Raw genomic sequence first — 25,255 nt, forward strand, 5'->3', positions numbered from 1 at the left:
GGTTGGCGGCAGTATCTCAGTGGATACTGCTCTCTCTAATCTTTGGGATTGACTAATTAGTACACGTCTTTTTGATAACGTTTATCACTGCGTAAGGTCTCGAAGTAGTCTTCGGCCGCCTCTGTCGACAATCCGCCAAACTCCACAGCAACCGCTAATAATGCTTGGTGCACGTCTTTAGCCATACGCTCGGCATCACCGCAGATATAGAGATGTGCGCCATTTTGTAGCCATTGCCACAGGGTTTGCCCCTGCTCTTTAATACGGTGCTGCACGTAAATCTTATGGGCCTGATCCCGCGAAAATGCCACATCGATACGGGTCAAATCGCCGTTTTTCAGATACTGTTGCCACTCGGTTTGATACAGGAAGTCCTGCTCAAAATGCGGGTTGCCGAAGAATAACCAACTATCGCCCTTCGCGCCTTGTGCCACGCGCTCCTGCATAAAGGCGCGAAACGGCGCAACCCCGGTGCCAGGGCCAATCATGATGACCGGTGTTTGTGGATCTTCGGGTAAACGGAAGTGCTTGTTAGGCTCCACATACACTTTTACTTCAGCGCCTTCCTGCGCCGAGGCTAAGAAGTGAGAAGCACCGCCAAAACGCGTTTGCCCTTGATGCTCATCTTCCACCAAGGCCACGGTGAGATGCACTTCGGTATCGACTTCAGTCTGGCTCGAGGCAATTGAGTAGAGCCTTGGCGTTAACGGGCGCAATAGCTCAACTAACTTACTCGCATCCAGATTTGCGTCTGTCGTCAGCTTGTAGTTAGCCACTAAATCAGCAAACTGATGATGTAAGATAAACTGACGAACCTGCTCTTTATCTTCGCTAATAGCAAGCAGCTCGGGATCTGCGGACAACTCGGCCCAAGCTTTGACTAAACCAGGATATAACTGCGTCAGCTCTTTCTTGTCGATTAAGGCTTGCTTTAGGCTGATTGACTCACTACCTACAGTCACTTTTGCATCGGCCGCTAACCCTAGGCCCGCTAAAATCTCCTCGACTAAGATTTCGCTATTGCTGAACCACACACCCAGAGCATCACCGACCTCATAGCGTAAGCCTGACTCACCTAAATCAATTTCAACATGGCGCACATCTCTGTCTGAATCACGCCCCGTGATCTTTTGGCTCACCAACACTTCGGCACTGTAAGGGTTTTGCTTAGTAAATTCGCTCTCGCTGGCAACTTGCGCCGAACTTGAATTAATTTCATTCAGCGCCACCGCATTAGCCGTTGTTTGGATCAGTGGCTTAACCGCTGTTAGAACATCAGCGTGCCACTGTCCGGCCGCAGCCTCATAGTCCACATCACATTCAACCAACGGCAATAACGCTTTAGCGCCTAATGCTGAAAGCCGTGCATCAAAGTCTTTACCAGTTTGGCAGAAAAACTCATAACTCGAATCGCCCAGTGCCAACACTGAATAATGTAAGTTGTTTAATTGAGGCGCACGCTTTGATGCTAAAAACTTATGTAATTCAATCGCATCATCCGGCGCTTCACCTTCACCATGGGTACTCACCACCAGCAACAATAAGGTTTCTTGCTTAAGCTGGCGCACATTGTATTCACCCATGGAGGCTAAATTGACGCTATAACCTTGGGTTTTGGCCTTTTCGGCTAAGGCTTTGGCGATACCGCGGCCATTACCCGTTTGACTGCCATAGAGAATGGTCACCGTTTGCGCTGCTTGGGCCTCGGTCACGGATGCGGCGACTTGGATAGCGCTCCCACTCGCATTGGCCGTTGCAGCTAAATAGCCGCTCACCCAAGCAAGTTGCACGGAATTTAATTCAGCGGTGAGTTGTTTCAGCTTATCGACCTGTGATTGCGACAGGGGTGAAGCCAGTGATGAAAGTTCTTTTAACAACATGAAACGGCCCTATGACAGTGTAATGCTCAGCAGAGTAACGTGGTTTTAGAAAAGCAAAAAAGAATAATATTTGATTTTTAATTCCATTTTGGAATATACAAAGTGCAAAAATTAAGCTACAAAAGTGTGCACTGGTTAAAACTTTTTGATACGACCAGTGCAGAAACCACTAGCTTGAGCAATATGCGCTTGTGTCAAACCAAAGTATTGCCACAATGGTGAGGAGCCTGCTGTACAGTGACCTTTGTTGCTCGCTAAGAAGTTTGTTTTAATGCACAAATTTCATACCAAGATTGAATGCGCTAACTGCCAAAATTGAATACACGAGTTCATTCTTACGCGACCTAGCCCTACCTAGGTTTAGCTCAGAGGAAGCACTCAGGCGGAACGATTATATAAACCACCAGGGAGTAATCATGCAGATTGGAATACCGAGAGAGAGTCTCGTCGGTGAGACTCGGGTCGCCGCGACCCCTGCCACCGTCGAACAGCTTAAAAAGCTCGGCTTTGAAGTTGTTGTTGAGGCCAATGCTGGCTTACTGTCTAGCTTCGACGATGCCGCTTTTGAAGCCGCAGGCGCGAAGATCACGACAGAGGTTTGGCAAGCGGATCTGATTTTTAAAGTCAATGCACCGACCGATGCTGAAATTGCGCAAATTAAAGAAGGCGCGACCTTAATCAGCTTTATCTGGCCCGCTCAAAATGCTGAGTTGGTCGAGAAACTGTCTAAACGCAACATCAATGTGATGGCGATGGACATGGTGCCACGTATTTCCCGTGCCCAATCCCTCGATGCTCTCTCCTCTATGGCCAATATCGGCGGTTATCGCGCCGTTGTTGAAGCCGCGCACCACTTTGGCCGTTTCTTTACTGGGCAAATTACCGCCGCGGGTAAAGTCCCACCCGCCAAAGTGCTGGTGATTGGTGCCGGTGTAGCCGGTCTTGCGGCCATTGGTACCGCAGGTTCTTTAGGTGCCATCGTTCGCGCCTTCGACACACGCTTAGAAGTGGCCGAACAAATCGAATCCATGGGTGGCCAGTTCCTCAAACTGGATTTCACTAATGAAGATGGCAGCTCATCGGACGGTTACGCAAAAACCATGTCAGATGAGTTTATCGCCGCTGAAATGGCATTGTTTGCCGAACAAGCCAAAGAAGTCGATATCATCATCACCACCGCGCTGATCCCTGGCCGTCCTGCACCTAAGCTCATCACCAAAGCCATGGTCGATAGCATGAAGAGCGGCTCTGTGATTGTCGATATGGCAGCACAAGCGGGCGGTAACTGTGAGTACACCCAGCCTGGCGAACTCTTTGTCACCGAGAATGGCGTAAAAGTCATCGGCTTTACCGATCTTCCCGGCCGCTTGCCCGCGCAATCGTCACAGCTTTACGGCACTAACTTAGTCAACCTGATGAAGTTAATGTGTAAAGAGAAAAACGGTATTGCCAGCATCACCTTCGATGATGTGGTCATGCGCAATATGACTGTTGTGAAAGAAGGCCAAGTCACCTTCCCGCCACCGGCGATTTCGGTGTCGGCAGCGCCCGCTAAACCTGCGGCTAAGGTAGAAGTGAAATCCGCGCAAGCCAAAGCGCCTTCAAAACTCAAGTATATTCTCGCCGCCCTTGGCGCCGCCGGCTTTGCCGCCGTAGCCTCAGTCGCACCCGCCGAGTTTTTATCCCACTTTACGGTATTTATCCTGTCCTGCGTGGTGGGCTATTACGTGGTGTGGAACGTGTCCCACTCACTGCATACGCCTTTGATGTCTGTGACTAACGCAATTTCAGGCATTATCGTGGTCGGCGCTTTGCTGCAAATTGGTCAAGGCTCAACCTTGGTCACTGTGCTGGCGTTTATCGCCGTGCTGATCGCCAGTATTAACATCTTCGGCGGTTTTACCGTCACTCAGCGCATGCTGAAGATGTTCCGTAAGGATTAAGGGGGTATAACGTGTCTCAAGGACTGGTAACAGCAGCTTACATCATTGCCGCCGTGCTCTTTATCTTCAGTCTCGCTGGATTGTCGAAACAAGAAACGGCCAAACACGGCAATTTATTTGGTATCACAGGTATGGCTATCGCCCTACTGGCGACCATTTTTAATCCAGACACCAGCGGTGTCGCGTGGATTATTGTCGCCATGGTGATTGGTGGTGCCATCGGCGTGCGTTTAGCACTTAAAGTCGAAATGACGGAAATGCCTGAACTCGTCGCGGTGCTCCACAGTTTTGTGGGTATGGCCGCAGTGTTAGTGGGTTTTAACAGCTTTATCGACTTACATCCAGAACAAGTATCACAAGTGGTTGTGGCCGTGGGCGGGGATATGAATTCCACTCTCGCAGCCGTGCAGAATGCGCTTAGCGAAGCGGCAAAAGCGGCTGAAAACGCGCATATGACTGGCGCGATGCTCAACATTCACTTAGTGGAAGTCTTCCTCGGGATCTTTATCGGCGCGGTAACCTTTACTGGTTCTATCGTCGCATTTGGTAAATTACGCGGATTAATTTCATCTAAACCGTTGATGTTGCCACACCGCCATAAACTCAACCTCATTGCGGTATTAGTATCGCTTGGCCTGTTAGTGTACTTCGTGCAAACAGGCGGCACTATGCCGGCGCTGCTGCTGATGACCTTAATTGCCTTCGCCTTTGGCTGGCATTTAGTGGCTTCAATCGGTGGTGCGGATATGCCGGTTGTGGTGTCAATGCTGAACTCCTACTCAGGTTGGGCAGCTGCGGCGGCAGGTTTTATGCTATCCAACGATCTGTTGATCGTGACAGGCGCTCTGGTGGGCTCGTCGGGTGCGATTTTGTCCTACATTATGTGTAAGGCAATGAACCGCTCATTTATTTCGGTGATTGCAGGCGGATTTGGTACCGATGGCGTGGCCTCATCTGGCGATCAAGAAATGGGCGAATACCGTGAGACCAACGCCGAAGATGTTGCGGACATGCTGAAAAACGCAACGTCAGTTATCATCACCCCTGGCTATGGCATGGCGGTGGCACAGGCACAATATCCTGTCGCTGAAATCACCCAAAAGCTGCGTGATCGCGGTGTGAAAGTACGCTTTGGTATTCATCCGGTTGCGGGTCGCTTACCAGGCCATATGAACGTACTATTGGCCGAAGCCAAAGTTCCCTACGATATCGTGCTCGAAATGGACGAAATCAACGAAGACTTTAGCGATACCGATGTGGTGCTGGTCATTGGCGCGAACGACACAGTAAACCCTGCGGCGATGGAAGATCCGGGTAGCCCAATTGCGGGTATGCCAGTACTCGAAGTATGGAAAGCACAAAACGTGATTGGCTTTAAACGCTCAATGAATACGGGTTATGCGGGTGTACAAAACCCTCTGTTCTTCAAAGACAATACCCAAATGTTGTTCGGCGATGCTAAGGCCAGCGTAGAAGCGATTTTAAAGGCGCTGTAATACGCTTGTGAGCTTAATCGCTCGATACAAATCATAAAGGGAGCCATTGGCTCCCTTAGTTTTTTAGCAGCTTGATTACGTTATGTTTTCACATACTTTTAAGCCTGTTCAGTTAGTCTCAGCGCAATTTATCGTTTCAGGTAAACGGAGACCATTATGCTGCTTGGATTATTTATTCTGTCGGCAATATTAATCAAAACGTCGTTATTAGGGTTGGGTTGGATATCGATTGGTATCGGCGTTGGGGGTTATCTTTTTTGCCGTTTTTACCACCTTAATCTTGCGGACCTACTGATCAAAAAGTTTAGACGGCTTTTTATCAGTGGGGCGATATTGCATCTGCTGCTGTATCTCGGCCTTATCGTAAAACTCTTCCTGATCGATAGCCTAGAGGATATTCCAGCCTTTTTAATCAGTCATTTGGTATTCCATCATGCACTCTGCGCACTCATTGCAGCCGCCCTTACCTTTATGGCAATTGGCGTTTACCTTACCCAGCAAAAGCTAAAGCTAGCGGATACGGCTTCACCTTCGCTTCTTAACTGACCCCTTAAAAGCCAAAAGTCTGGCCCTTAAAAACCAAAAGGAGCCCAAAGGCTCCTTCTGATAGCGATTTATTTTTGACTATGCTGCTTTAGCAACATCAAAATTTGACAGCAACATAACCGCAGTCCGGCCAAGTAAGTGGTTGATGGTACGATCGCCAACCAATCCTAGTTCAGCAATGGCTTGCTGACGAGCTGTGCTTACCGCCCTAAAGAGGGTGATTTCATTATTGGTGCCGCCACAAAGACTAAAGAATAATCTCAACACCGCACGGTATTGCTCTTCTTGCATAGCTTGCATCCAAGAGGCTTCTAGCGCTTCTTGGCTAGAGAAATTGAGTGCCGCAACAAAAAGATTGCCAATACGGCTATCTAAGCGAATTAAAAAGTCGTTCTTACGCGGAAAGTGATGACTAATACCTGTGCGGCTAATCCCCGTTGCTTCAGATAACGTGGTATAAGACATCGTCTCAAAGCCAATAGTCAAAATTTGTCTTAACGCTTCATCCATAATCTGATTGATGGTCTGCTCAGTCTGTACTCGCGAGCGCTTAGCCATAGTAAAGTCTCCCCATGTTCTTTTTGTGGGAGAGAGCTTACCAAAGCCTTTCAGGGATTACTGCTGTTAAGGAACGCGAAACAAGTATATTTCGCTTTTGTTCAGCTAAGGTTCAGTTTTAAACAGAGGGTTTTACCGGTTTTATTTACATTTTTACAACATTGAATGTTGTACTAACCAGTCGTGTGCTTTTGGCTCCCCCATTAACAATATGAGGGTTGGCATTAAATAACGCCCGAGTTCAGGTTTACGCCAAAACAGGTATTTTGGCAGGGGTTGTAGCACTGTATCACCAAAAGTACGTTGCATTAAACTCGAATATTCTCGTAACACCTGCGGCTCAATTTGCACCATTTTTGGATAAAAATCGGCTAAAAAATCACGATATTTGGCATATTGTGCAATCTGCGCAGCTTGATACTTATTCAACACTTGTATCATCATCGGGCTGGTCCAGTGAGACATATATCGCGAACTTGTTAACGCAGCCAGGTTACGTCTGTGATACTGCTGCCACGCTAAATCGAGATTATCTTTTGCATTAGCAATACGCCAGACGAGATACAGATCAGCTAACCATTCATGCTGATAAGGCGTTAATTCTTCAGGTAATAAACTCCCCTGCAACGCCAAGTTTTCAAGGTGCCCTAACTCATGCCACAGGGTTAATTGCGTCTGTTCTTTAAGTGCTAATTGATAGGTAATGCCATCAATATTGGCCAGTTGGATCTCTGGTGTTTCTTGCTCATTGACGAGTATTAGACCGGAGAAATGACTATCCTCGACGGGTAACACCATAGCACTGCGAAGCCCAAGCTCTGTTTTAAACTGGGCCTCGCTATAGGGAAACTGTTCACGAACCTGAGTTGGAAATATTGCCAGACACTGACTCAATTGCGCTAACGGGCAAATTAATGCCTGTTTGTCAGCAACAGGCACCCAAGTTAGGCTTGAGATCAGTGTCAGTGCAATTAAACTCACTGTTTTGCCATAATATTTTGGATAATGGCCGTGGTAGAAATACCGTCTTCAAATCCTAACACTTGAACTTGGCCACCCGCGGCAATCACTTCAGCGCCGCCAGCAATATCCTCAACCTTATAATCGCCACCTTTAACTAACAAATCAGGGAGTAATCTAGCAATGATCCGCTGAGGTGTATCCTCACTAAAAGGCACTACCCAATCGACAGAGGCGAGTCCTGCTAAAACAGCCATACGTCTATCAACTTGATTGACTGGACGTCCTTCCCCTTTTAAGCGTTTAACAGAGGCATCGTCATTCACAGCTACAATCAATCTATCACCTAAAGCTTTGGCTTGCTTGAGGTAACTGACATGTCCAGCATGCAAAATGTCGAAGCAACCGTTAGTCATTACCACTCGCTCACCACGTAATTTGGCTTGCTCTAGGGCATAGGCAAGTTGATCTTCACTCACCACCCCAAAACCAGATTCACCATGGTGCAGCGCAAGCGCTTCAATCAGCTCAATACGAGACACCGTAGAAGTCCCCAATTTACCCACCACAACGCCAGCGGCTGTATTGGCAATCGCACAGGCCTGCGCCAATTCAGCGCCCGCAGCCAAAGAGGTTGCTAAGGCCGAAATCACTGTATCCCCAGCCCCAGTTACATCATAAACCTCACGGGCCACCGTTGGGATATGTAGCTCTGGCGCATTGCTAGTCACTAAGGTCATACCTTTTTCAGAGCGAGTGACCAAGATTGCATCGAACTGGTACTTGTTCAGTAATCCGCGAGCCTTTTCGAGTAGATCTGCTTCAGAGGTTACCGCACCAACCACAGCCTCAAATTCACTCATATTTGGTGTAATAAGTGATGCGCCATGGTAACGGCTAAAGTCAGAGCCTTTAGGGTCAACCAGCACTTTTACGCCTTTGGAACGGGCAAGCGCGATAAAATCACGAGGATTATCAATGGCGCCTTTCGCATAATCCGACAGCACCACCACATCGACCGTATCGAGTAAGGCTTCGGACTGCTTAAGTAAGCGGGCGCTATCCTGCTTATCGAAGGATTCTTCAAAGTCGAGGCGAATAAGCTGTTGATTGCGCGATAACACCCTAAGCTTGGTAATAGTGGGTTTGTCAGCAATATTCAACCATTGTGGTTCAACCCCAAGAGCTTGAACGCCAAGCGTTAACGCCTTAGCCGTATCATCCTCACCGACCAAGCCCGCCAATTGTACTTGGCCACCTAAAGTCGCAATATTTAGCGCCACGTTAGCCGCCCCGCCCGGTCTGTCCTCGACTTGGTTAATCTTTACTACAGGCACCGGCGCCTCGGGGGAAATACGTCCCGTAGGTCCAACCCAATAGCGATCTAACATCACATCGCCGACGACTAACACTTTGGCTTTTTCAAATGCTGGCAGAGAAACCTTCATAGCGCTCTTATCAGTTGCAGAAATTAAACCGTGATTGTACCTAATTTTCAGCAAAATATGAGTTAGAATAAGCAGTAATTTTCAAAAGTAGTGAGTATTTTTGTGGTCGAGAAAGCTGAGTTTTCATCATCTTTATATCATCCGAAGCATTGGCCCATGTGGTTTGGGGTGTTAATGATGCGAATCACCCAAGTGTTGCCGTTATCTTGGCAGATGAAATTAGGTAAAGGCATGGGCCGATTAGTCAAGGCGCTTGCGGCCAGTCGCACCCATACCGCCCGCTGTAATTTAGCCCTTTGTTTTCCCGACATGCCAAAGGCTGAGCGAGAAGCGCTCCTCACCCGTAACTTTGAAGAAACGGGCAAAGCGATCTTCGATACCATTAATGCTTGGTGGTGGTCCGATGAAAAAATCCAACAGCACATGCAGATAACTGGTAAAGAATACGTTCAAGACACATTGAATGCTGGTCATGGCGTCATCCTGTTTGCAGTGCACTGCCTGCCGCTCGAAATGGGCGCGCGTATTTTTGGTCAATTTCAACCTGGCGTCGGCGTGTACCGTCCTCACAATAACCCGGTGATGGAATACCTGCAGGTAAAAGGTCGCTTACGTTCAAATAAAGCCTTAGTGCCTAAACGAGACCTACGCCAGATGGTGCGTTGTTTACGTAACCCCGATGTGATTTGGTATACGGCTGACCAAGACTTTGGCCGCTCAAGTGCAGTGTTTATTCCCTTTTATGCCGTGCCCGATGCCGCCACGATTACTGGCGCAACCACACTGGCGAAGTTAGGTAAGGCCAAGGTATTACCCTTCTTTGTTGAGCGCACCGAAGGAGATACAGGCTACCGGATTGAAATCATGCCACCTTTGGATAACTTTCCAGGTGAAGATGAAGTCGCCGATGCCATCCGCGGTAACAAAATTATTGAAGAAATTATCGACAGAAATCGCGCCCAATATATGTGGTTACACCGCCGCTTTAAAACTCGTCCCGATCCAACGGATAAGTCCTTATACAAGTAAGTTTTCGTTCCGGCTGTTCAAGATACGCGCTTTAAATGAATAAAAAATGCCAAGCAATCGCTTGGCATTTTATTTATATCTTTTGTTTTGTAGAGCATCTTTAGATGCTTGGGTTGAACGCAGAAAATCAGCTCGTTAAGCCCTAAAACAAGAGACACTTAAACACGGGTTAACTTAAGCATCCGCGGGTAAGCGAATCCCCACATTGGTGACTTTGCCTTCATAAAGCCCTGCGACCACCCAATGGAGTGACTGCCACAGGAACTGGTCCCCAAGTACAGGGTGTGCCCCAAGCTCTAACGCGACTAAATCAGCCACTGTCATCGCACCAGTTTCATCATCTAAGGTTAAGCCATAGATAGGTGCAAGATCAGCCAGTTTGACCTCTGTATCGATAAAGAAGTCGCCAAAGAATCGTGATACTTCATCCGTTTCAGGGGCTTGGCTAAAGAGGTTACTTAATGCCTCTAGGCTCTTTTCCTGACCGAGTACACACAGAATATCACCCGCTTCTAAGCACGTACTGCCCGAGGGATGTAATAGCGTGTTATTGCGAAATACTGCCGCAATTCGAGTTCCATCAGGCATCGCTAAGCGTTTTAGCGGCTCACCTATACACCACTTACTTTCACTCAAACAGTAGACAAACACTTCCCATTCGCTTCTTGGGTAAATTTCGACTCCCGAACGCGAAATAGGTAACGGCTTTGGGGGCAGTTCCACCTTTGCTAACCGCGCAGCAGTAGTGAGTGATGCCCCCTGCACTAAGAGTGAAACGATCACCACAAAAAAGGCTAGATTAAAGTACAGCTGAGCCCCAGGAAGCCCCGCCATCATAGGGAATACCGCTAAAATAATCGGCACAGCCCCACGAAGTCCTACCCAAGAGATAAACCAGCGATCGCGGCTCCCAAAACTCTTAAAGGGTAATAAGCTTAACCATACCGCCAGTGGTCTCGCAAACAGGATCATCCCAAAGGCCAAAGCTAAACCTGGTAGCCAAATATCCAATAAATCCGACGGTGTCAGCAACAACCCCAATACGAGGAACATACCGATTTGACTCACCCAAGTCATTCCATCCAATACGTTTAATATCGCATGGCGTCCACGGGTGGGTTTATTACCGAGGAATAGGCCAACTAGGTAAATCGATAGAATGCCACTACCACCTAACTTATTCGAAGCGGCATAGATCATTAGGCCACCACTAAGCACGAGAATCGAATATAGACCTTCTGCAAGCTTGCTTATATTTACCAATTTCCACAGCAGCCAACCACCACCAAGACCTAATAAAACCCCAAAACCAAATTGCTTAATAAAACTAATCAACATAAAACTGGCGGATAATTCAGCGCCGACATTAGCAAGGATGGCAATCAAAGTGACAGTTAAAAACACTGCCATAGGATCGTTACTCCCAGATTCGATTTCAAGCGTTGCACCAACCCGCTCGTTAAGGCTGCGCCCCTTTAATAGCGAGAATACCGCCGCCGCATCAGTCGAGCCCACAATTGCCCCCACGAGCAAGCCTTGTAGCCAATGAAGGTCAAATAACCACGCTGCCATAACCCCGGTAATACTGGTCGTGATCGCCACCCCAAAGGTTGCCAATGACAAGGCTGGCCACAAGGCCACTCTAAAACTGGCGACCCGTGTGCGCATACCGCCATCGAGCAAAATAATGGCTAAGGCTAAGTTACTAACAAGATATGCGGTAGAGTAGTCATCAAACAGAATTCCGCCGGGACCATCTTCACCGGCAAGAATACCTACCGCGAGGAAAATTAATAAGATAGGAATCCCAAGACGGGATGACATGGGACTAAGCAAAACACTCACGGCAGTAAGTAAGGCACCGATCAGAAAAAAACTATTGATGGAATCTGCATCCACACATGCCTCCTTAAATACTGCTTGTTCAGTCAAACGATAGCGAAATCACCTAGATTAAAAATGACTCAGTTTAAATTTTTCTTTTTTTATTTTAGCATAAAAAACGCAAAACATTGGATTTTTAAATATTAACTTTCAATCATCTACATCAATTAGCTTCAAACTGCTGCTAACAACCAAATATAGACTAAACCTACAGCCAATCACTGAATTACCTCGAAGCCACTCCTACCCTAAATTTAAGATTAAAAGACACTAAATATCAATAAATTAAAAAACATCACCATACTAGAAGTAATCTTCTTTTAGATTGAATAGTCCAATAAACCACTATCAATTAACTAACACCAGGCAAAAATATGATAATTCAAATAAAAACCTAATAGATCGCCAAACCTAAAGCAGGTTCCCCCTTTAACATTCCAAAACCTTGTGCCTTCACTTAAGGGGAAATCCAACAAACGACTGAGAGTTTCGAGTTAAGCTTCCTCCTCTGCATGCAACTCAAAAAGACAAACATCCTCCAAGTAAAAGGCTACGAATCGTCGGAAAGCCCCACCTCCAGCTCGACAACCAAAAGACATAAAGCAAAAATAACTAATAAATACGCTTAATGAACCATATTTCAGTTGAAATAATGGCCAAAATAAGGAAGGATGCGAGCTTCGCGCGCGAGGGTACTTTGCCCGATTAATTGCCGCCCTATTTGGGGGGAGAGAAAGCGCCGCGTTAAACAGGTTATTTTATTAACAGGAATCGTAGTATCCGCTTATGAGTATGCTCCGCACCACAGCTTTATTATTGACTTTGGTTTTCCCAAGTCTCTCCGCTTTAGCAACGGAATACCCTTTACCGTCTCCTAAGAGTCGGTTAGTTGGCGAGAACCTGTATTACACAGTGCCAGAGGGTAAACATACCCTCGAAGATATTGCTGCTCAGTTCCAACTCGGTCTAAGCAACTTGCTGGAAGCTAATCCTGGCGTCGATCCGTTTCTACCTAAGCCAGGCAGTAAGCTATTAATTCCAAAACAATTAATCCTACCAAATGCACCTCGCGAAGGCATAGTGATCAACGTTGCCGAAATGCGTCTGTATTACTATCCAAAGGGAAAAAAGACGGTTGAAGTGCTACCCATTGGTATTGGCCAAATCGGTAAAGATACACCAGAAAACTGGGTAACCAGCGTTCAACGTAAGCGTGCAAACCCCACTTGGACTCCTACGCCACGTATTCGCAAAGAATATGCGGCAAGGGGAGAAATTCTACCTGCGGTATGGCCAGCAGGTCCTGATAATCCAATGGGACTCTATGCACTCTACATTGGTAACTTGTATGCCATCCATGGCACCAACGCCAGCTTCGGTATTGGTTTACGCGTAAGCCAAGGCTGTGTCCGTTTACGTCACGATGATATTGAACACTTGTTCAAAACTGTACCTGTAGGGACCCGAGTACAATTTGTAAACCAACCGATCAAGGCGACCGAAGAGCCAGATGGTAAGCGTTACCTAGCCGTACATCAGCCGCTATCACGCACCATTGCTGAGTTTGAGTCTAATGAGCCAGTTGCACTATCTTTACCGAAAGATATCGCAAAGTTTATTGCAAAAGCTGACACCGACTCCAGCAAAATTAAAAAGCTACTGGATGAGCGCACTGGCGTACCAGCGATTATTAATCAGTAATCGTCTTGTAAATCAGTGGTCCCGCTAGCCCAATAAAAATACCCGCTTAGGCGGGTATTTTTATATTGATTGTAATCAAACTTTACAATCAATCACATAACGGTGCGCACAGCGCCAAAAAGTGCGTCATTGCCGCGCTATTTGCCAACACCCGTTGATCGAAGTTTTGCAACGCAGGCGTTTCGGTACAAGCACCAACACGCGCACCACTACGTACCAAACATGCCTCAAATGAGGTATCAAAGTGATTGAAAATCAAGCCATCTTTAACAGGACAACCGTCTATTTCACCATCGACAGCAATGGGGAAATATCCTGCCAACGTATCGCGTAAATCAAGACTAAAACGACCAGGCACTTGGCTTGGCTCGAAAGAATACACATAAGCATCGTGACTTAATACGTCTTCATGGCAGGTTAAAATACCATCACGACTCGCCGCAATCAGTAATTGTGCATGCTCTAACAGTAGTTTACCTTCAACTGAGGTGCCCTCATTCGCTTTAGGTTTACCGTTTTCGAATTCGAAGCCTCGATTTGGGTTTTCGCCAAATTTATTAAATCGATGGCCACGTTTAAACCCAGTTGGATTCACCAAAGGCAAAATACTTAGGTTGACCCGTTCGAATAATTCGACTGATGCTTCACTTAAAAAGTGCAGTAATCCCCATGGGCCTGCTGACTCTTCACCGTGAAATCCGGCGCAGATCAATAACGAAGGTAAGCCTGACTTCGCCGCGGGAGACTGATACAGACTGACACTGTATTTACCCACTTCACCCAGTTTTTTCTCAACCATCCCCAAACGGGACATTTCCTGCTCAAGCTGTAGATAAAAATTATCGATATCAGTGCTTTCACAGTTAAAAATATCGCTTTTCCACTGAAAGGATTCGAACGGAGATCTGCTTACCATATCTTGTACTTATGCCAGAAAAAGAACTGTGCCATCATAGCAGTTCTTTTTAAAAACTGAATGCTATTCAAGTGATTTAGATGAAATCCGACGAGTGTCTGACGTATCAGTACAATGGCAGCACAACTTCGACATTGAGCCACGGTTGGTAATGGAAATGGACGCCAAATCATGGAGAGGAAAGCTAAAAATGAGAACATACACCCGCCTTGGCCTTACCCTGCTGATGACACTACTCAGCCCAGCACTCAAGGCACAATGTCAAATCGAAGGAACAGCGGCGCTTTATCAATTAGAATCACGCATCGAGACATACTCTCTGGCCAATGGCCTTACCGTACACTTATTGCCCCTTGAGGATAAACATACCCTCACCATTGCCAGCCAATTTAATGTGGGGGCGCGCAACGAAGCTAAGGGGCAAACGGGGTACGCGCATTTGTTCGAACATATGTTATTTAAGGGCAGTGAACAGGCACCCGGCGACACCTATGCACAGCAGCTAAGCGCTTTAGGGGCCCGCTTTAATGCCAGCACCCACTTTGATTACACTAATTATTTTGTCACTCTGCCGAGCCAAGCCCTCAGTTTAGGGCTTTTTCTTGAGGCGGACCGTTTTATTCGTCCCCAATTGACCGAAACCACAGTGAAAAATCAGCAAGAAACCGTGCTCCAAGAGATGGCGCAAACCATAGATAACCAACCCTATGTGCGCAGTACAATGGAGTTTCTGCTTGCACAGGTCAAAGATACCCCCTACGGCCATGGCATTATCGGCACGCGTGAGGATATCACTCAGGCAAGCCCTGAAAGTCTAACCGCCTTCCACCGCGCCCATTATCGTCCCGATGCCATGCAGTTATCCCTCGTCGGCAAGCTTTCCCCTGAGGTAAAAACACTGATTGAGCAGCACTTTGCCAAATGGACCGCCCCCAATCAGCCAATAATCGAATTTAACCAACTAAAGATACCGCCCCAGCACGTAATGGCGCAGCTTATCGATGAACGTGGCCCTTGGCCCGGTTTACTGCTTGCGTGGCATACGGTAGGTAAAAATCATCCCGATGCCAGCGCGATTAGATTGCTCGAAGCAGACCTATTCCAAAATACTCAAAGCGCCTTAGCGACAATCAGCCAGCATGATCCTGCGCAAATGCTGAGTTACTCTTTGCCCTTTGAGCTTGAGAATCATGGGATAACGAATCTAGTGTTAGTGCCAAGGGCAAAAACCTCCCTTAATGCGCTAACCGACATGGTCTTAGCATTAATTAAGCAGGCGCAACAGACTCGCATGAGTGATGCCGCACTTTGTCAACTCAAGCAAACTTGGCTAAACCAGCGCTTGGCAGAGCTCGACAGCACTCAGTCCCTTGCCACCTTGCTTTCCGCCACCAGTAAACAAGATCAAGCCCATCCGTTAACCGCACAATGGGAAAGGATTAATGCTGTCACGGCCGACGATTTTCAACGGGTGGCTAAGCACTACTTTACCCCCAATATGGTTAGGGTTGATCTGTTGCCACCTTGGTATATCCGCTTAGGAAAAACCTTACTCGAATGGTTACCGGCAGGTGTTAGCGACGATTTAGAAGATGCAGCGCTATGATGGAAATATTCAAATACATAAACTTAGCTCTATCACTAAGATTCTCTCAGGCACTGCAAACCATGAGTATTAGTCTTATAGCAGTCATACTTGGCGCCTGTCAGCAAACACCGCTTAGCTTTACCCCTACGCAAGCGCCCACTTTGGCAGACTTTGATACCCAACCCAATCTACCTCAAGTCGAGAATATTTATCTTCCCAATGAGCAACCTTTTATTGATGTCACCCCTGATGGAATAGCGATCCCTTACCAGTTGCAGCGTACGACTAGCACGACTAAAAACCTCAGTAATAGAGTGAGCCTAGTGGCAATTAGCCCCACGATACCCTTTGATAATCCAGATATTTTACAAGTTGCCTTTCAGGAGAAAGCCCGCGGCCTAGCACTGGCACAAGCCGATGCTTGCCTTGAAACATTTGAAACTCGCGTCACGCTGCATAGCATTAATATCAGCTTAACGTGCCCCGCATCAGCGAATCATCTCTACCAGTTACTGATACAGTTTTGGCAGCACGATGCATTTAGTGAATCTGTGACAATCGATATCGATAATATCCGCCGCCAATTGAAGCTTAATAAGCACTTAAATGCCTTTAGTGGCGCCGAAATCGATAAAGTCTGGCGCGACAAACTCCTTGGTACAACACATCCCTACAACAAGAGCATCAACAATGATGCCTTGTTCGACTCCCTAAGCCTAAACGAACTGTCGCAGTTACAGCAGCGCACCTTTGCTCAAGCAAACTGGCAGTTATATTTACCTAATCATGCGCAAACCGAGTTTGATATTAAGCAGAGCCTCAGCCATTGGCCCACTCGCATACATACAGACTCACCATCACACATCATCAACACTCAGAAACCACCACAATCTCGCACACTTTATCTGATTGACGCACCAGGCAGTGTACAAACACAGGTGCGAATAGGTTATGCCCTCGACTCAAATCAATTGACACCAGAGGATATCACTCTCAGTTGCCGCAGTTTAGCTGCTCTCCTTGGGCGCAGTTTTTCGGGGCGACTCTATTACGATTTGCGGGAAAAACGCGGTTTAACCTACGGGATCTATGGTCAGTGCGCCAATGCACCGCTGTCCAGCAGCATCAAATTTTATGGCAGTACAGCCATAGAACATACGGGCGCCTTTGTGGTGGGGATCTTGGATCATCTGAAACTGCTGGCTTCAACGCCTGCGAGCGAAGGGGAATTAGTCGCCCTAAAAACCTATCTGATTGGCGATGCCTTATTAACGCAAGATAATCCTAGCCTGAGCGAAACCCAATTTATTCATCAGCAGGTGCTTGGATTAGATTTGCAATCGATAAAAGCCATAAACCTTAAACTGCAGGTGCTAGCGCCCAGTCAGCTAATGCAACTAACACAACAAGCGTTTTATGGTGAACCTCTAATCATTTTACGGGGAGATGTCGCTAAGATATCGGCGGATCTCGCCGCTAAGCTGCCTGACTGGAAACTCGAGGTGGTGAAGGTAAATGAATAATATGATTATAGTTTGCCCGTAGGAACATCTCTCGCCGTGCTGAGTTTAAGCATAGGGGCATGGCTTTGTGCCATTTGTGCTCAATCTTACATAGCCGCGCCTGACTCGATACAAGCATGAGTGCTAGAGCCTAATCCATTACTGGCGATGACGGCATAATCTAAATATTTGCTAAGACTCAGGTGGTTTCACCAAGCGTAATGAGGCTCTGTAATCAACGGCATGTGTACCAACACACCGACAGCTTCTTGTTCTCAATAACGATTTAAGCAATGATAAAACTAATACGGCATCCCAAACGTCCCTAAAACTAACTTAATTTATAACAAATCCCATGGCCTTTGATCCTTTGTTACCCGCGACTCACAACCTATCATTACAGGCTATTTATCAGGCCAAAATTGGCGTCGAACTGATTGAGGACCCCGCTCAGCGACAGGCGGTGCTCGCCTTGGATACACTGCATCAGCAGCTCTGCACCCATTCAGGCTCCACGCCCCCTAAAGGTTTGTATCTGTGGGGCGATGTCGGTCGCGGTAAAACCTTTCTGATGGATTTGTTCTTTGATGCCCTGCCACAGCAAGGAAAACTTAGATTGCACTTTCACCGCTTTATGGCGTGGGTGCATCAAGCATTAAAGGAACATGTGGGGCAGCGCGATCCCCTAAAATTGATTGCAAAAAATTTAGCACAGGAGTGTAAGGTACTCTGTTTCGATGAGTTTTTTGTCTCAGATATTGGCGATGCGATGATCCTCGCCGGTTTGTTTGAAACCTTGTTTGCCCAAGGTGTGGTACTGGTCGCGACCTCTAATATTCCCATCGAACGCTTATATGAAAATGGCCTTGCAAGGCACAGATTTTTACCCTGCATCGCTCTGCTTCAAACCCATACCCAAATGCTGCATCTTAATGGGAAGCAGGATCATAGACTGCATGCATTGAGTGCAAAACCATCGGCACAGGCGCTCGCGGCGACGGCACATAGTATTGGGTTGACTGGAACACTGGATTTCAATGGGATTTTCGCTGCACTCACTCAAAATTCGCCTAGCATTAAAGACGGCAAACTGCGAGTCTGCCAGCGTGAGATCTCGGTTATACGCGCGACAACCGAAAATCAACTCCCCTCAGTCGCTTGGTTTGATTTTAATGCCCTGTGTGATGGTCCGCGCTCACAGCTAGATTACATTGAAATAGCGAGCCGATTTAAGGTGTTAATGCTAAGCAATGTGCCAAGACTCGGGGGCGAAGTAAAAGGCTGGATCCGCGCCCGTGGCACGGAAGATGGTACTGGCGACAACCAAGCTGCAACCACTGGTGAGCGGCAACTCTCCTATGCCGCCAACGATGATCCTGCTCGGCGTTTTATCAGCCTTATTGATGAGTTATATGATCAAGACGTCAGCTTATATTTAAGCTGCGACGTTCCACTCACAGAGCTCTATCAAGGTGGCGCCCTTAGTTTTGAATTTCGCCGCACCTATAGTCGGCTAATAGAAATGAGCCACAGCACAAAACAACTCTGAGCCGTCAACACGCCCGAAGAAGCGGCAGCGGTTAACCACTGCCGCAACCCTTTACCGAGACAAACTCGCAGGTGCAAAAATGGTACTTAACTGCTGAATATCTGCGGCAACCCATTCTGGCTCAAGACACTCGGCAAGGTGAGTCGCCATAAATTCCACTAGCTGCATGGCGGCGTAAGGCAAACGTCGGTCCCGGCGGCCCACCAGATACCAGTTACTCTCCAATGGAAATCCGCTTACGGACAATACCGCCGGTTTCTCGCGCCCTTCCTGTAGCGTATGGGCTGAAATCACTGACAAGCCTAAGCCTGACGCCACGCTCAAGCGTATCGCTTCGTTACTCTCAATTTGCATCGTGTCACTCAAGGCAATCCCTTGGGCGCTACACCAAGATTCAAACATTAAGCGGGTTGCAGAACCGGGTTCGCGCATAATAAATCGCTCTTGCTTCAACTCGCTAAAGCGTATCTGCTGACGGCCAACCGCCCAATGATCCTTAGGCGCAATAAGCTGCAGCGGATTTTTGATGATCCTTGCCGATAACACTTGCTCACCACTGGGTGGGTGACTAAAGAGATATAAATCATCTTCTTGACGCTCGAATCGCCCCAAAATATGCGCGCGGTTGCCGATATTTAAGGTCACTTTTACCTGCGGAAATTGCCGATAAAACGCCCCTAAAATCCGTGGTACCACATATTTTGCCGTGGTCACGACACCAATATTGATATGACCAACGCTGCCGCCTCTGGCCTGCTGGATATAGGCATCGACATCTTCAAAGCGACTTAGGGTATCGCAGGCGGCTCGGTATAGCTCTTGTCCAACTAAGGTTGGCGACATACGGCCATCAGTACTGTGTAACAAGGGTTCGCCCAAAATATCCGCTAACTTTTTAAGTTGCAGCGACACGGTAGGCTGAGTAAGGTGCAGGGTGCGAGCTGCCGCCGAAATATTGCCCAGCCGAACCACTTGCACATACACCTCAAGTAGCCGAAAACTGAGATGCCGTAGCTTAAACGGGCTTTGCGATCGCTTATCCATAGATAAATATCTATACCTAACCAGTAAACAATTTATTTTTCAATATAGCGAATTGAGTCCAGAATCTCCAGTCATCAATGGTCCTTAAATAAACGGGGACCAAAACAGTATTAATAACGCTATTAATGAGAGACTTATGCCAGATATTGTCATTGCATTTTTCGCCTTAGGTTTGCTCGCAGGCTTAGTCAAATCCGACCTTAAAGTGCCACCCGCAATTTATGAAACCCTATCGATATTGTTAATGCTTACCTTAGGATTAAAGGGCGGCATGGCGCTGCACGGTCACACTCAACACTTAGTGATCACTGAACTCGTTGCTGTTGTCGGATTGGGTTTGCTGATCCCATTGGCACTTTACCCTGTGCTCACCCGCTTAGTTAGACTTGGGCGCACCGATGCCATTAGTATCGCCGCCCATTATGGATCGGTCAGCGCGGGGACTTTTGCCGTTGTTATTGCCATGGTGGAAAAATCAGGGATGACATTAAGACCCGAAACCACTTTATATTTGGTGCTACTCGAGCTACCAGCGATTGTGGTTATGCTCTGGTTACACCGGTATTTAAGCGCTAAACAGCCGCTACAAGCTACAACGCCCAATACTCAGCAATCGAGCATAGTGCATGAGGCTTTAACTAGCCGCGGCGTAGTGCTCCTTGTCGGTGGAGTGGTCATTGGTTGGCTTTATGGTCCGACAGGACTTGCGGCCATTAGCCCTGTACTACTAGGAGGGTTTAAAACCCTACTGGCTCTGTTTTTACTGGAGATGGGATTAGTCACAGCAAAAGTCTGCTTACCTCTACCACTGCAGCAATGGCGCTTATTAGTGTTTGCCGCCGTCACACCTTTTGCCTTGGCATGGTGCGGTATTGGTGTCGGGTTATGGCTCGAGTTACCACCAGGAAGTATCTTGGTGCTTGCAGGCTTGAGTGCCAGCGCCTCTTATATTGCTGCACCTGCAGCCATACGCGCCGCCATTCCCGAAGCGAATATCGGCCTCGCCATGCTGGCATCCCTTGGGATTACCTTTCCGGTGAACGTGTTAATCGGTTTACCCTTGTACCAACACTGGATTATGCAAATAACGGGATAATGCTATTGCACGAGGGAGACCGAGGTATCCCTTTGTATATCCCATCATTCAGGTTTATTTGAGTGATGCTCGGCTTTATCTTGATACATTGCCCTGTCGGCGGCATCGAGCAAATCCTCAAGATTGATATCCAATTCAGGCGACCAATGGGCTACACCTATACTGCTCACTAAGGTAGGTTGCTGTGGATGCTGTTGATTATATTGCTCTAGTAATGATTGAAAACGCTCAATCGCAACATGCACTGCATCTATCTTCACAAAACTGAGCAGTACCACAAATTCATCGCCCCCCAGCCTTGCAATCACATCGGATTCCCGAAATGCCGCCATCAACAGATGGGCAAAATCATAGAGCACTTGATCGCCTTTACGGTGACCAAAAGAATCATTGAGTTCCTTAAAAAAATCGAGGTCAAAAAACACTAACGCAGCCTGAGAATTTATTCGTCGACAACTAGCAAGGGATTGAAAAGCAAGCTGTTCAAATCCACGTCGATTAGAAATCATCGTTAAGGGATCTAAGGTATTTAGCGAAATAGCCAACAACTCAGCCTCAACCATCTGCCCAAGATCAGTGAGAGTTTCGATATCATCGGTGCTAAATTCCCGAGGCTCATTGCCGATTAAGCACAAAGTTCCGACCCGATATTCACCACGAATCGTCAAAGGATAACCTGCATAAAAACGAATATGGGGAGACTGAGTGACTAAAGGGTTATCGTGAAAACGAGGATCCATTTGGGCATCGTTAACAATAAAAATTCCATCATGATTAATAGCATGGCCACAAAAGGAAATATCCCTTGATGTCTCAGTCACCTCCAATCCTTGACAGGATTTAAACCATTGCCGACTGGCATCCACCAACGTCACCACACATATAGGTAGCGCAAAAATACGCCGAGTTAGCCGCGTTATACGGTCAAACCTTTCTTCGGCATCGGTATCAAGTATATTCAATGCCTTTAAGGTGGATAAACGTTGCAACTCATTATCAGGGATGGGAGGTAATTGCATAGATCGCTCCGCAAATGGCTTACTATCAAGCGTAGACCAACAACTTGAGTCATGTTTTACTTACTCAAGTATGGCCTGATAAATGGCGAGTATCCGCTCCGCATGGGCAGCAACATCGGCGTAGGGCAACTTACCGGATTTTTGCTGCAAAGTGAGGCGATGATTTTCATCCCTTAACCAGCAATAGCTTTGGGTAAGATGTTGCGCGCTCATCAAAGGCAGGAGCTCAAGCTCGGCCAGCACACCAAAAATACGCACATTATCAGACCAAATTGATAACTCAGGGTATTCATGGGCATTAGCGAGCACCAGGTATTGGGCGATAAACTCAATATCCGTGATCCCACCGGGGCTTTGTTTTAAGTCAAACTCGCCTTCACTGACTTTAAGTAAATGGTCACGCATCTTCTGACGCATCTCACGTACCGCTTTTTTAAGCTCGTCTTTATCCCGTGATTGCTCTAAAACACAAGCGCGGATCTGGCTGAATTTGACAGCCAAACTATTATCACCAAAAACAAAACGTGACCTAACTAAGGCTTGATGCTCCCAGGTCCAAGCCTCCTGCGTTTGATACTCGCCAAAGCGCGCAATCTCACTCACCATTAAACCCGATGAGCCAGACGGACGCAGGCGCATATCCACTTCATAAAGCTCACCCGAAGTGGTTCGCGTCGAGAATAAATGCAAAATACGTTGGGCAAGTTTGAGGTAAAAATGGCCCACTTCGATGGGTCTCTCACCATTGGTCAAGCTATTGGCCATATTTTCTGGCGCTTCATACAGAAAGACCAAATCCAGATCCGAACCATAACCCAGCTCAATCCCACCTAACTTGCCATAACCAATCACCGCAAAACCGGTGTCGCTGTTATCGTCAAGATAGCTTGGCACACCATGGCGTACTGCCACTTGCTGCCATGCCTGCATCACCACTTGTTCGATAATGGCTTCGGCTAAAAAGGTCAAATGGTCACTCACCTGCATCACAGGTAATACTCCGGTGACATCGGCGGCGGCGATTTTCAGTTGTTGCGACAGCTTAAACTGGCGCAGCGCCTCCATTTGCTGTTCCATATCATCCTCAGGCACCCGCAGCAGATACTGGCGCAGCTCACTGGGATAATCATCAAGCGAAGTTGTATCGTACAGATGCGCCGGATCGATAAGCTCATCGAGCAACATAGGAAACTTAGCGAGCTGCGCCGCAATCCAAGGGCTGGCACAGCACAGGCTCACCAGTTGCTGGCGGGCGCCGGGATTTTCGCATAGCAACTCAAGATAAGTAGTGCGTGTTAAAATTTGCTCTAGCACTTTAGATACGGGCTCAAAAGCCGCCGACGGGCTTGGTTGATTGAGCAGCTCGTCGAGTAACCTTGGCATTAATTTATCGAGGGTTTCACGTCCACGTGGGCCAATCGAGCGTTTAGTCACGGTTTCACGCCAACGACTCAGTAAAGGCCAGAGTTTATCGTCATCAACCTGTTGCTCAGCTAACAAGTTAATTGCGTGATCATCTTGCTGCACGTTCCACAGCTGCGCTGTCCAATGCTCGGCTTTCTCCTCCCCCTCTTCGCCACCGACCGTTGCCTTAAAGTGACGATGAATTTTCGCCATCGCCGCCTCAATATGGGTACGAAGGTCAATTTCATTGGTCATATCGAGCACGTAGCAGAGCCTAGCCCAATCGAGCGCATTATTCGGCAAGGTTTGCGTCTGTTTATCATCAATCGCTTGCAAGAGGTTCTCGACGCGACGTAGCAATAAATAACTGTGCTTAAGCTCATCGACTGCGAGATATTCAAACTGCCCAAGGCTATAAAGGGTATCCATGGCACCAAACAGGCTTTGCTGGCGCAGCGCGGGCTCACGACCACCACGGATCAACTGGAAGCTTTGCACCACGAATTCCACTTCGCGGATGCCGCCCGCGCCAAGTTTAATATTATCGGTCAACTGACGGCGGCGAACTTCTTGAGCGATGAGCTGCTTCATTTTGCGCAGGGATTCAATGGCCGAAAAGTCGATATAGCGGCGATAAACAAAGGGACGCAGCAGACTGTGTAACTCGTCGGAAAAATGGTTCCAAGGCCCGAGTGAACGGGCTTTCACCATGGCATAACGCTCCCAATCACGCCCCTGCTCTTGGTAATAGTCCTCAAGACCACTAAAACTCACCACTAAAGGACCGCTCTCACCATAAGGACGCAGGCGCATATCAACACGGAATACAAAACCATCAACGGTAATTTGGTCGAGTAGATTGACGAGCCTCTGCCCCATGCGGATGAAAAACTGTTGATTATCAAGGCTACGACGACCGCCAACGGTTTCACCATGTTCTGGGAAAGTAAAAATCAGGTCGATATCGGAGGAAAAGTTCAGCTCACGGCCACCGAGTTTCCCCATGCCCAAAATTAGCAGCGGTTGGGGATTACCCGCCTTATCCATTGGCGTACCGTATTGAACACACATCTCCTTGTAAAGCCAATCTCTTGCGCCTATCACTAGCGCCTCAGCGAGCGCAGAAAGATCGAGCAAAGATTCCTCTAAGCTGGCGTAATCTAAAAAGTCTCGCCACGCTAAACGCACCATTTGATAATTGCGAAATCGGCGCAGTAGGCGTTTTGCCATATCTTCATTAATGGCACTGGCTAATTGCTCACGTAACTGTCCATCAAACCGTTTTCGTTCAACTTGCTGCAAATCATCGGCAAACAAGGCGTTAATCCACTCTGGAGAGCGGGTTAATTGGGTTGCGATATAATCGCTTAGTCCCAAAACCGTTTTCAATTCTTGCTGCTGGGCAGCAGTTAAATTTGCCAGTCCTTCTGACCATACTTCAGCAAGGCGTGCCCAATGACGCTCAGAGGCTTGAGTAATGAGGGGAGACAATGACTTATTACTGTCTTTTTGCACGGCCATAATAATCCCTAACAAATTTAAATATCGACATATTATGTCGCAAATGATATAGAATGAAATCGCATCAGGTTTAACATAATTGCCATGCCTTAATGCGTGTGTCTGCAAATGGCAAAACTGAGCTTACCCGCAAGAAAGCAACCCCTCTTTCTTGACTATTTAGGGTACTAT

The 25,255-nt window shown here is 47.4% G+C and carries 18 protein-coding genes; 9 read left to right on the top strand and 9 right to left on the bottom strand.

Annotated elements, in window-relative coordinates:
* Positions 1 to 56: 56 nt before the first annotated feature.
* Entirely contained in the window at positions 57 to 1,880 is a 1,824-nt protein-coding gene (locus H9J30_RS03440; RefSeq protein ID WP_240129677.1) for an assimilatory sulfite reductase (NADPH) flavoprotein subunit, read from the bottom strand.
* A 416-nt stretch (positions 1,881 to 2,296) separates the two neighbouring features.
* Here H9J30_RS03440 and H9J30_RS03445 point away from each other — a divergent pair, with 416 nt between their 5' ends.
* The 3 genes from H9J30_RS03445 (at position 2,297) to H9J30_RS03455 (ending at position 5,865) form a co-directional block, all read left to right on the top strand.
* A complete protein-coding gene (locus H9J30_RS03445; RefSeq protein WP_240129678.1) occupies positions 2,297 to 3,823 on the top strand; it encodes a Re/Si-specific NAD(P)(+) transhydrogenase subunit alpha in 1,527 nt (508 codons plus the stop codon).
* Positions 3,824 to 3,834: 11 nt separating this feature from the next.
* Positions 3,835 to 5,319, top strand: a complete 1,485-nt coding sequence (gene pntB, locus H9J30_RS03450) for a Re/Si-specific NAD(P)(+) transhydrogenase subunit beta (RefSeq protein WP_240129679.1) — start codon at positions 3,835 to 3,837, stop codon at positions 5,317 to 5,319.
* Positions 5,320 to 5,475: 156 nt separating this feature from the next.
* Entirely contained in the window at positions 5,476 to 5,865 is a 390-nt protein-coding gene (locus tag H9J30_RS03455) for a hypothetical protein (RefSeq protein ID WP_240129680.1), read from the top strand.
* A 78-nt stretch (positions 5,866 to 5,943) separates the two neighbouring features.
* On the opposite strand, the gene H9J30_RS03460 is transcribed toward H9J30_RS03455, so the two are convergent.
* The 3 genes from H9J30_RS03460 to hldE form a co-directional block, all read right to left on the bottom strand.
* Positions 5,944 to 6,423 (bottom strand): TetR family transcriptional regulator, encoded by a 480-nt coding sequence (locus tag H9J30_RS03460; RefSeq protein ID WP_011073525.1) that lies wholly within the window; start codon positions 6,421 to 6,423, stop codon positions 5,944 to 5,946.
* A gap of 153 nt (positions 6,424 to 6,576) precedes the next feature.
* A complete protein-coding gene (locus H9J30_RS03465) occupies positions 6,577 to 7,404 on the bottom strand; it encodes a hypothetical protein (RefSeq protein ID WP_240129681.1) in 828 nt (275 codons plus the stop codon).
* Complete coding sequence (gene hldE, locus H9J30_RS03470) at positions 7,401 to 8,831, bottom strand: bifunctional D-glycero-beta-D-manno-heptose-7-phosphate kinase/D-glycero-beta-D-manno-heptose 1-phosphate adenylyltransferase HldE (protein ID WP_240129682.1); 1,431 nt, start codon at positions 8,829 to 8,831, stop codon at positions 7,401 to 7,403. The genes H9J30_RS03465 and hldE overlap by 4 nt, the downstream gene beginning before the upstream one ends.
* A 102-nt stretch (positions 8,832 to 8,933) precedes the next feature.
* Here hldE and H9J30_RS03475 point away from each other — a divergent pair, with 102 nt between their 5' ends.
* Positions 8,934 to 9,860 carry an LpxL/LpxP family Kdo(2)-lipid IV(A) lauroyl/palmitoleoyl acyltransferase gene (locus H9J30_RS03475; RefSeq protein WP_240129683.1) on the top strand — a complete coding sequence of 309 codons (927 nt, stop codon included), beginning with the start codon at positions 8,934 to 8,936 and terminating at the stop codon, positions 9,858 to 9,860.
* 174 nt (positions 9,861 to 10,034) lie between these two features.
* Here H9J30_RS03475 and H9J30_RS03480 read toward each other — a convergent pair whose 3' ends face one another.
* Positions 10,035 to 11,759 (bottom strand): potassium/proton antiporter, encoded by a 1,725-nt coding sequence (locus tag H9J30_RS03480; protein WP_240129684.1) that lies wholly within the window; start codon positions 11,757 to 11,759, stop codon positions 10,035 to 10,037.
* A gap of 771 nt (positions 11,760 to 12,530) precedes the next feature.
* Here H9J30_RS03480 and H9J30_RS03485 point away from each other — a divergent pair.
* Positions 12,531 to 13,445: a L,D-transpeptidase family protein gene (locus H9J30_RS03485; protein ID WP_240129685.1), complete on the top strand. Its 915-nt coding sequence runs from the start codon at positions 12,531 to 12,533 to the stop codon at positions 13,443 to 13,445.
* Positions 13,446 to 13,533: 88 nt separating this feature from the next.
* Here the strand turns inward: H9J30_RS03485 and H9J30_RS03490 are convergent, their stop codons facing one another.
* Positions 13,534 to 14,361 (bottom strand): N-acetyl-ornithine deacetylase, encoded by an 828-nt coding sequence (locus H9J30_RS03490; protein WP_011073531.1) that lies wholly within the window; start codon positions 14,359 to 14,361, stop codon positions 13,534 to 13,536.
* 190 nt (positions 14,362 to 14,551) lie between these two features.
* On the opposite strand from H9J30_RS03490, the gene H9J30_RS03495 reads away from it, so the two are divergent.
* The 3 genes from H9J30_RS03495 to zapE all read left to right on the top strand — a co-directional run bounded on the left by H9J30_RS03495 (position 14,552) and on the right by zapE (position 19,000).
* Positions 14,552 to 15,967: a M16 family metallopeptidase gene (locus tag H9J30_RS03495; protein ID WP_240129686.1), complete on the top strand. Its 1,416-nt coding sequence runs from the start codon at positions 14,552 to 14,554 to the stop codon at positions 15,965 to 15,967.
* Entirely contained in the window at positions 15,964 to 17,472 is a 1,509-nt protein-coding gene (locus tag H9J30_RS03500; RefSeq protein ID WP_427915893.1) for a M16 family metallopeptidase, read from the top strand. The genes H9J30_RS03495 and H9J30_RS03500 overlap by 4 nt, the downstream gene beginning before the upstream one ends.
* Before the next feature lie 334 nt (positions 17,473 to 17,806).
* The gene (zapE, locus tag H9J30_RS03505) at positions 17,807 to 19,000 is read left to right on the top strand and encodes a cell division protein ZapE (RefSeq protein WP_240129688.1); all 1,194 of its coding nucleotides are present in this window, start codon (positions 17,807 to 17,809) and stop codon (positions 18,998 to 19,000) included.
* Positions 19,001 to 19,051: 51 nt separating this feature from the next.
* On the opposite strand, the gene H9J30_RS03510 is transcribed toward zapE, so the two are convergent.
* On the bottom strand, positions 19,052 to 20,044 hold the full coding sequence (locus H9J30_RS03510; protein ID WP_240129689.1) for a LysR family transcriptional regulator: 993 nt from the start codon (positions 20,042 to 20,044) through the stop codon (positions 19,052 to 19,054).
* A gap of 136 nt (positions 20,045 to 20,180) precedes the next feature.
* Here H9J30_RS03510 and H9J30_RS03515 point away from each other — a divergent pair, with 136 nt between their 5' ends.
* Entirely contained in the window at positions 20,181 to 21,140 is a 960-nt protein-coding gene (locus tag H9J30_RS03515) for a sodium-dependent bicarbonate transport family permease (protein WP_240129690.1), read from the top strand.
* A gap of 44 nt (positions 21,141 to 21,184) precedes the next feature.
* On the opposite strand, the gene H9J30_RS03520 is transcribed toward H9J30_RS03515, so the two are convergent.
* On the bottom strand, positions 21,185 to 22,159 hold the full coding sequence (locus H9J30_RS03520; RefSeq protein WP_240129691.1) for a GGDEF domain-containing protein: 975 nt from the start codon (positions 22,157 to 22,159) through the stop codon (positions 21,185 to 21,187).
* Between the two features lie 60 nt (positions 22,160 to 22,219).
* Positions 22,220 to 25,084, bottom strand: coding sequence for a bifunctional [glutamate--ammonia ligase]-adenylyl-L-tyrosine phosphorylase/[glutamate--ammonia-ligase] adenylyltransferase (gene glnE, locus H9J30_RS03525; protein WP_240129692.1), 2,865 nt, complete (start codon positions 25,082 to 25,084; stop codon positions 22,220 to 22,222).
* Between the last annotated feature and the right edge of the window lie 171 nt (positions 25,085 to 25,255).

Source organism: Shewanella cutis, from assembly GCF_022410515.1.
Taxonomy (GTDB): Bacteria; Pseudomonadota; Gammaproteobacteria; order Enterobacterales; family Shewanellaceae; genus Shewanella; species Shewanella cutis.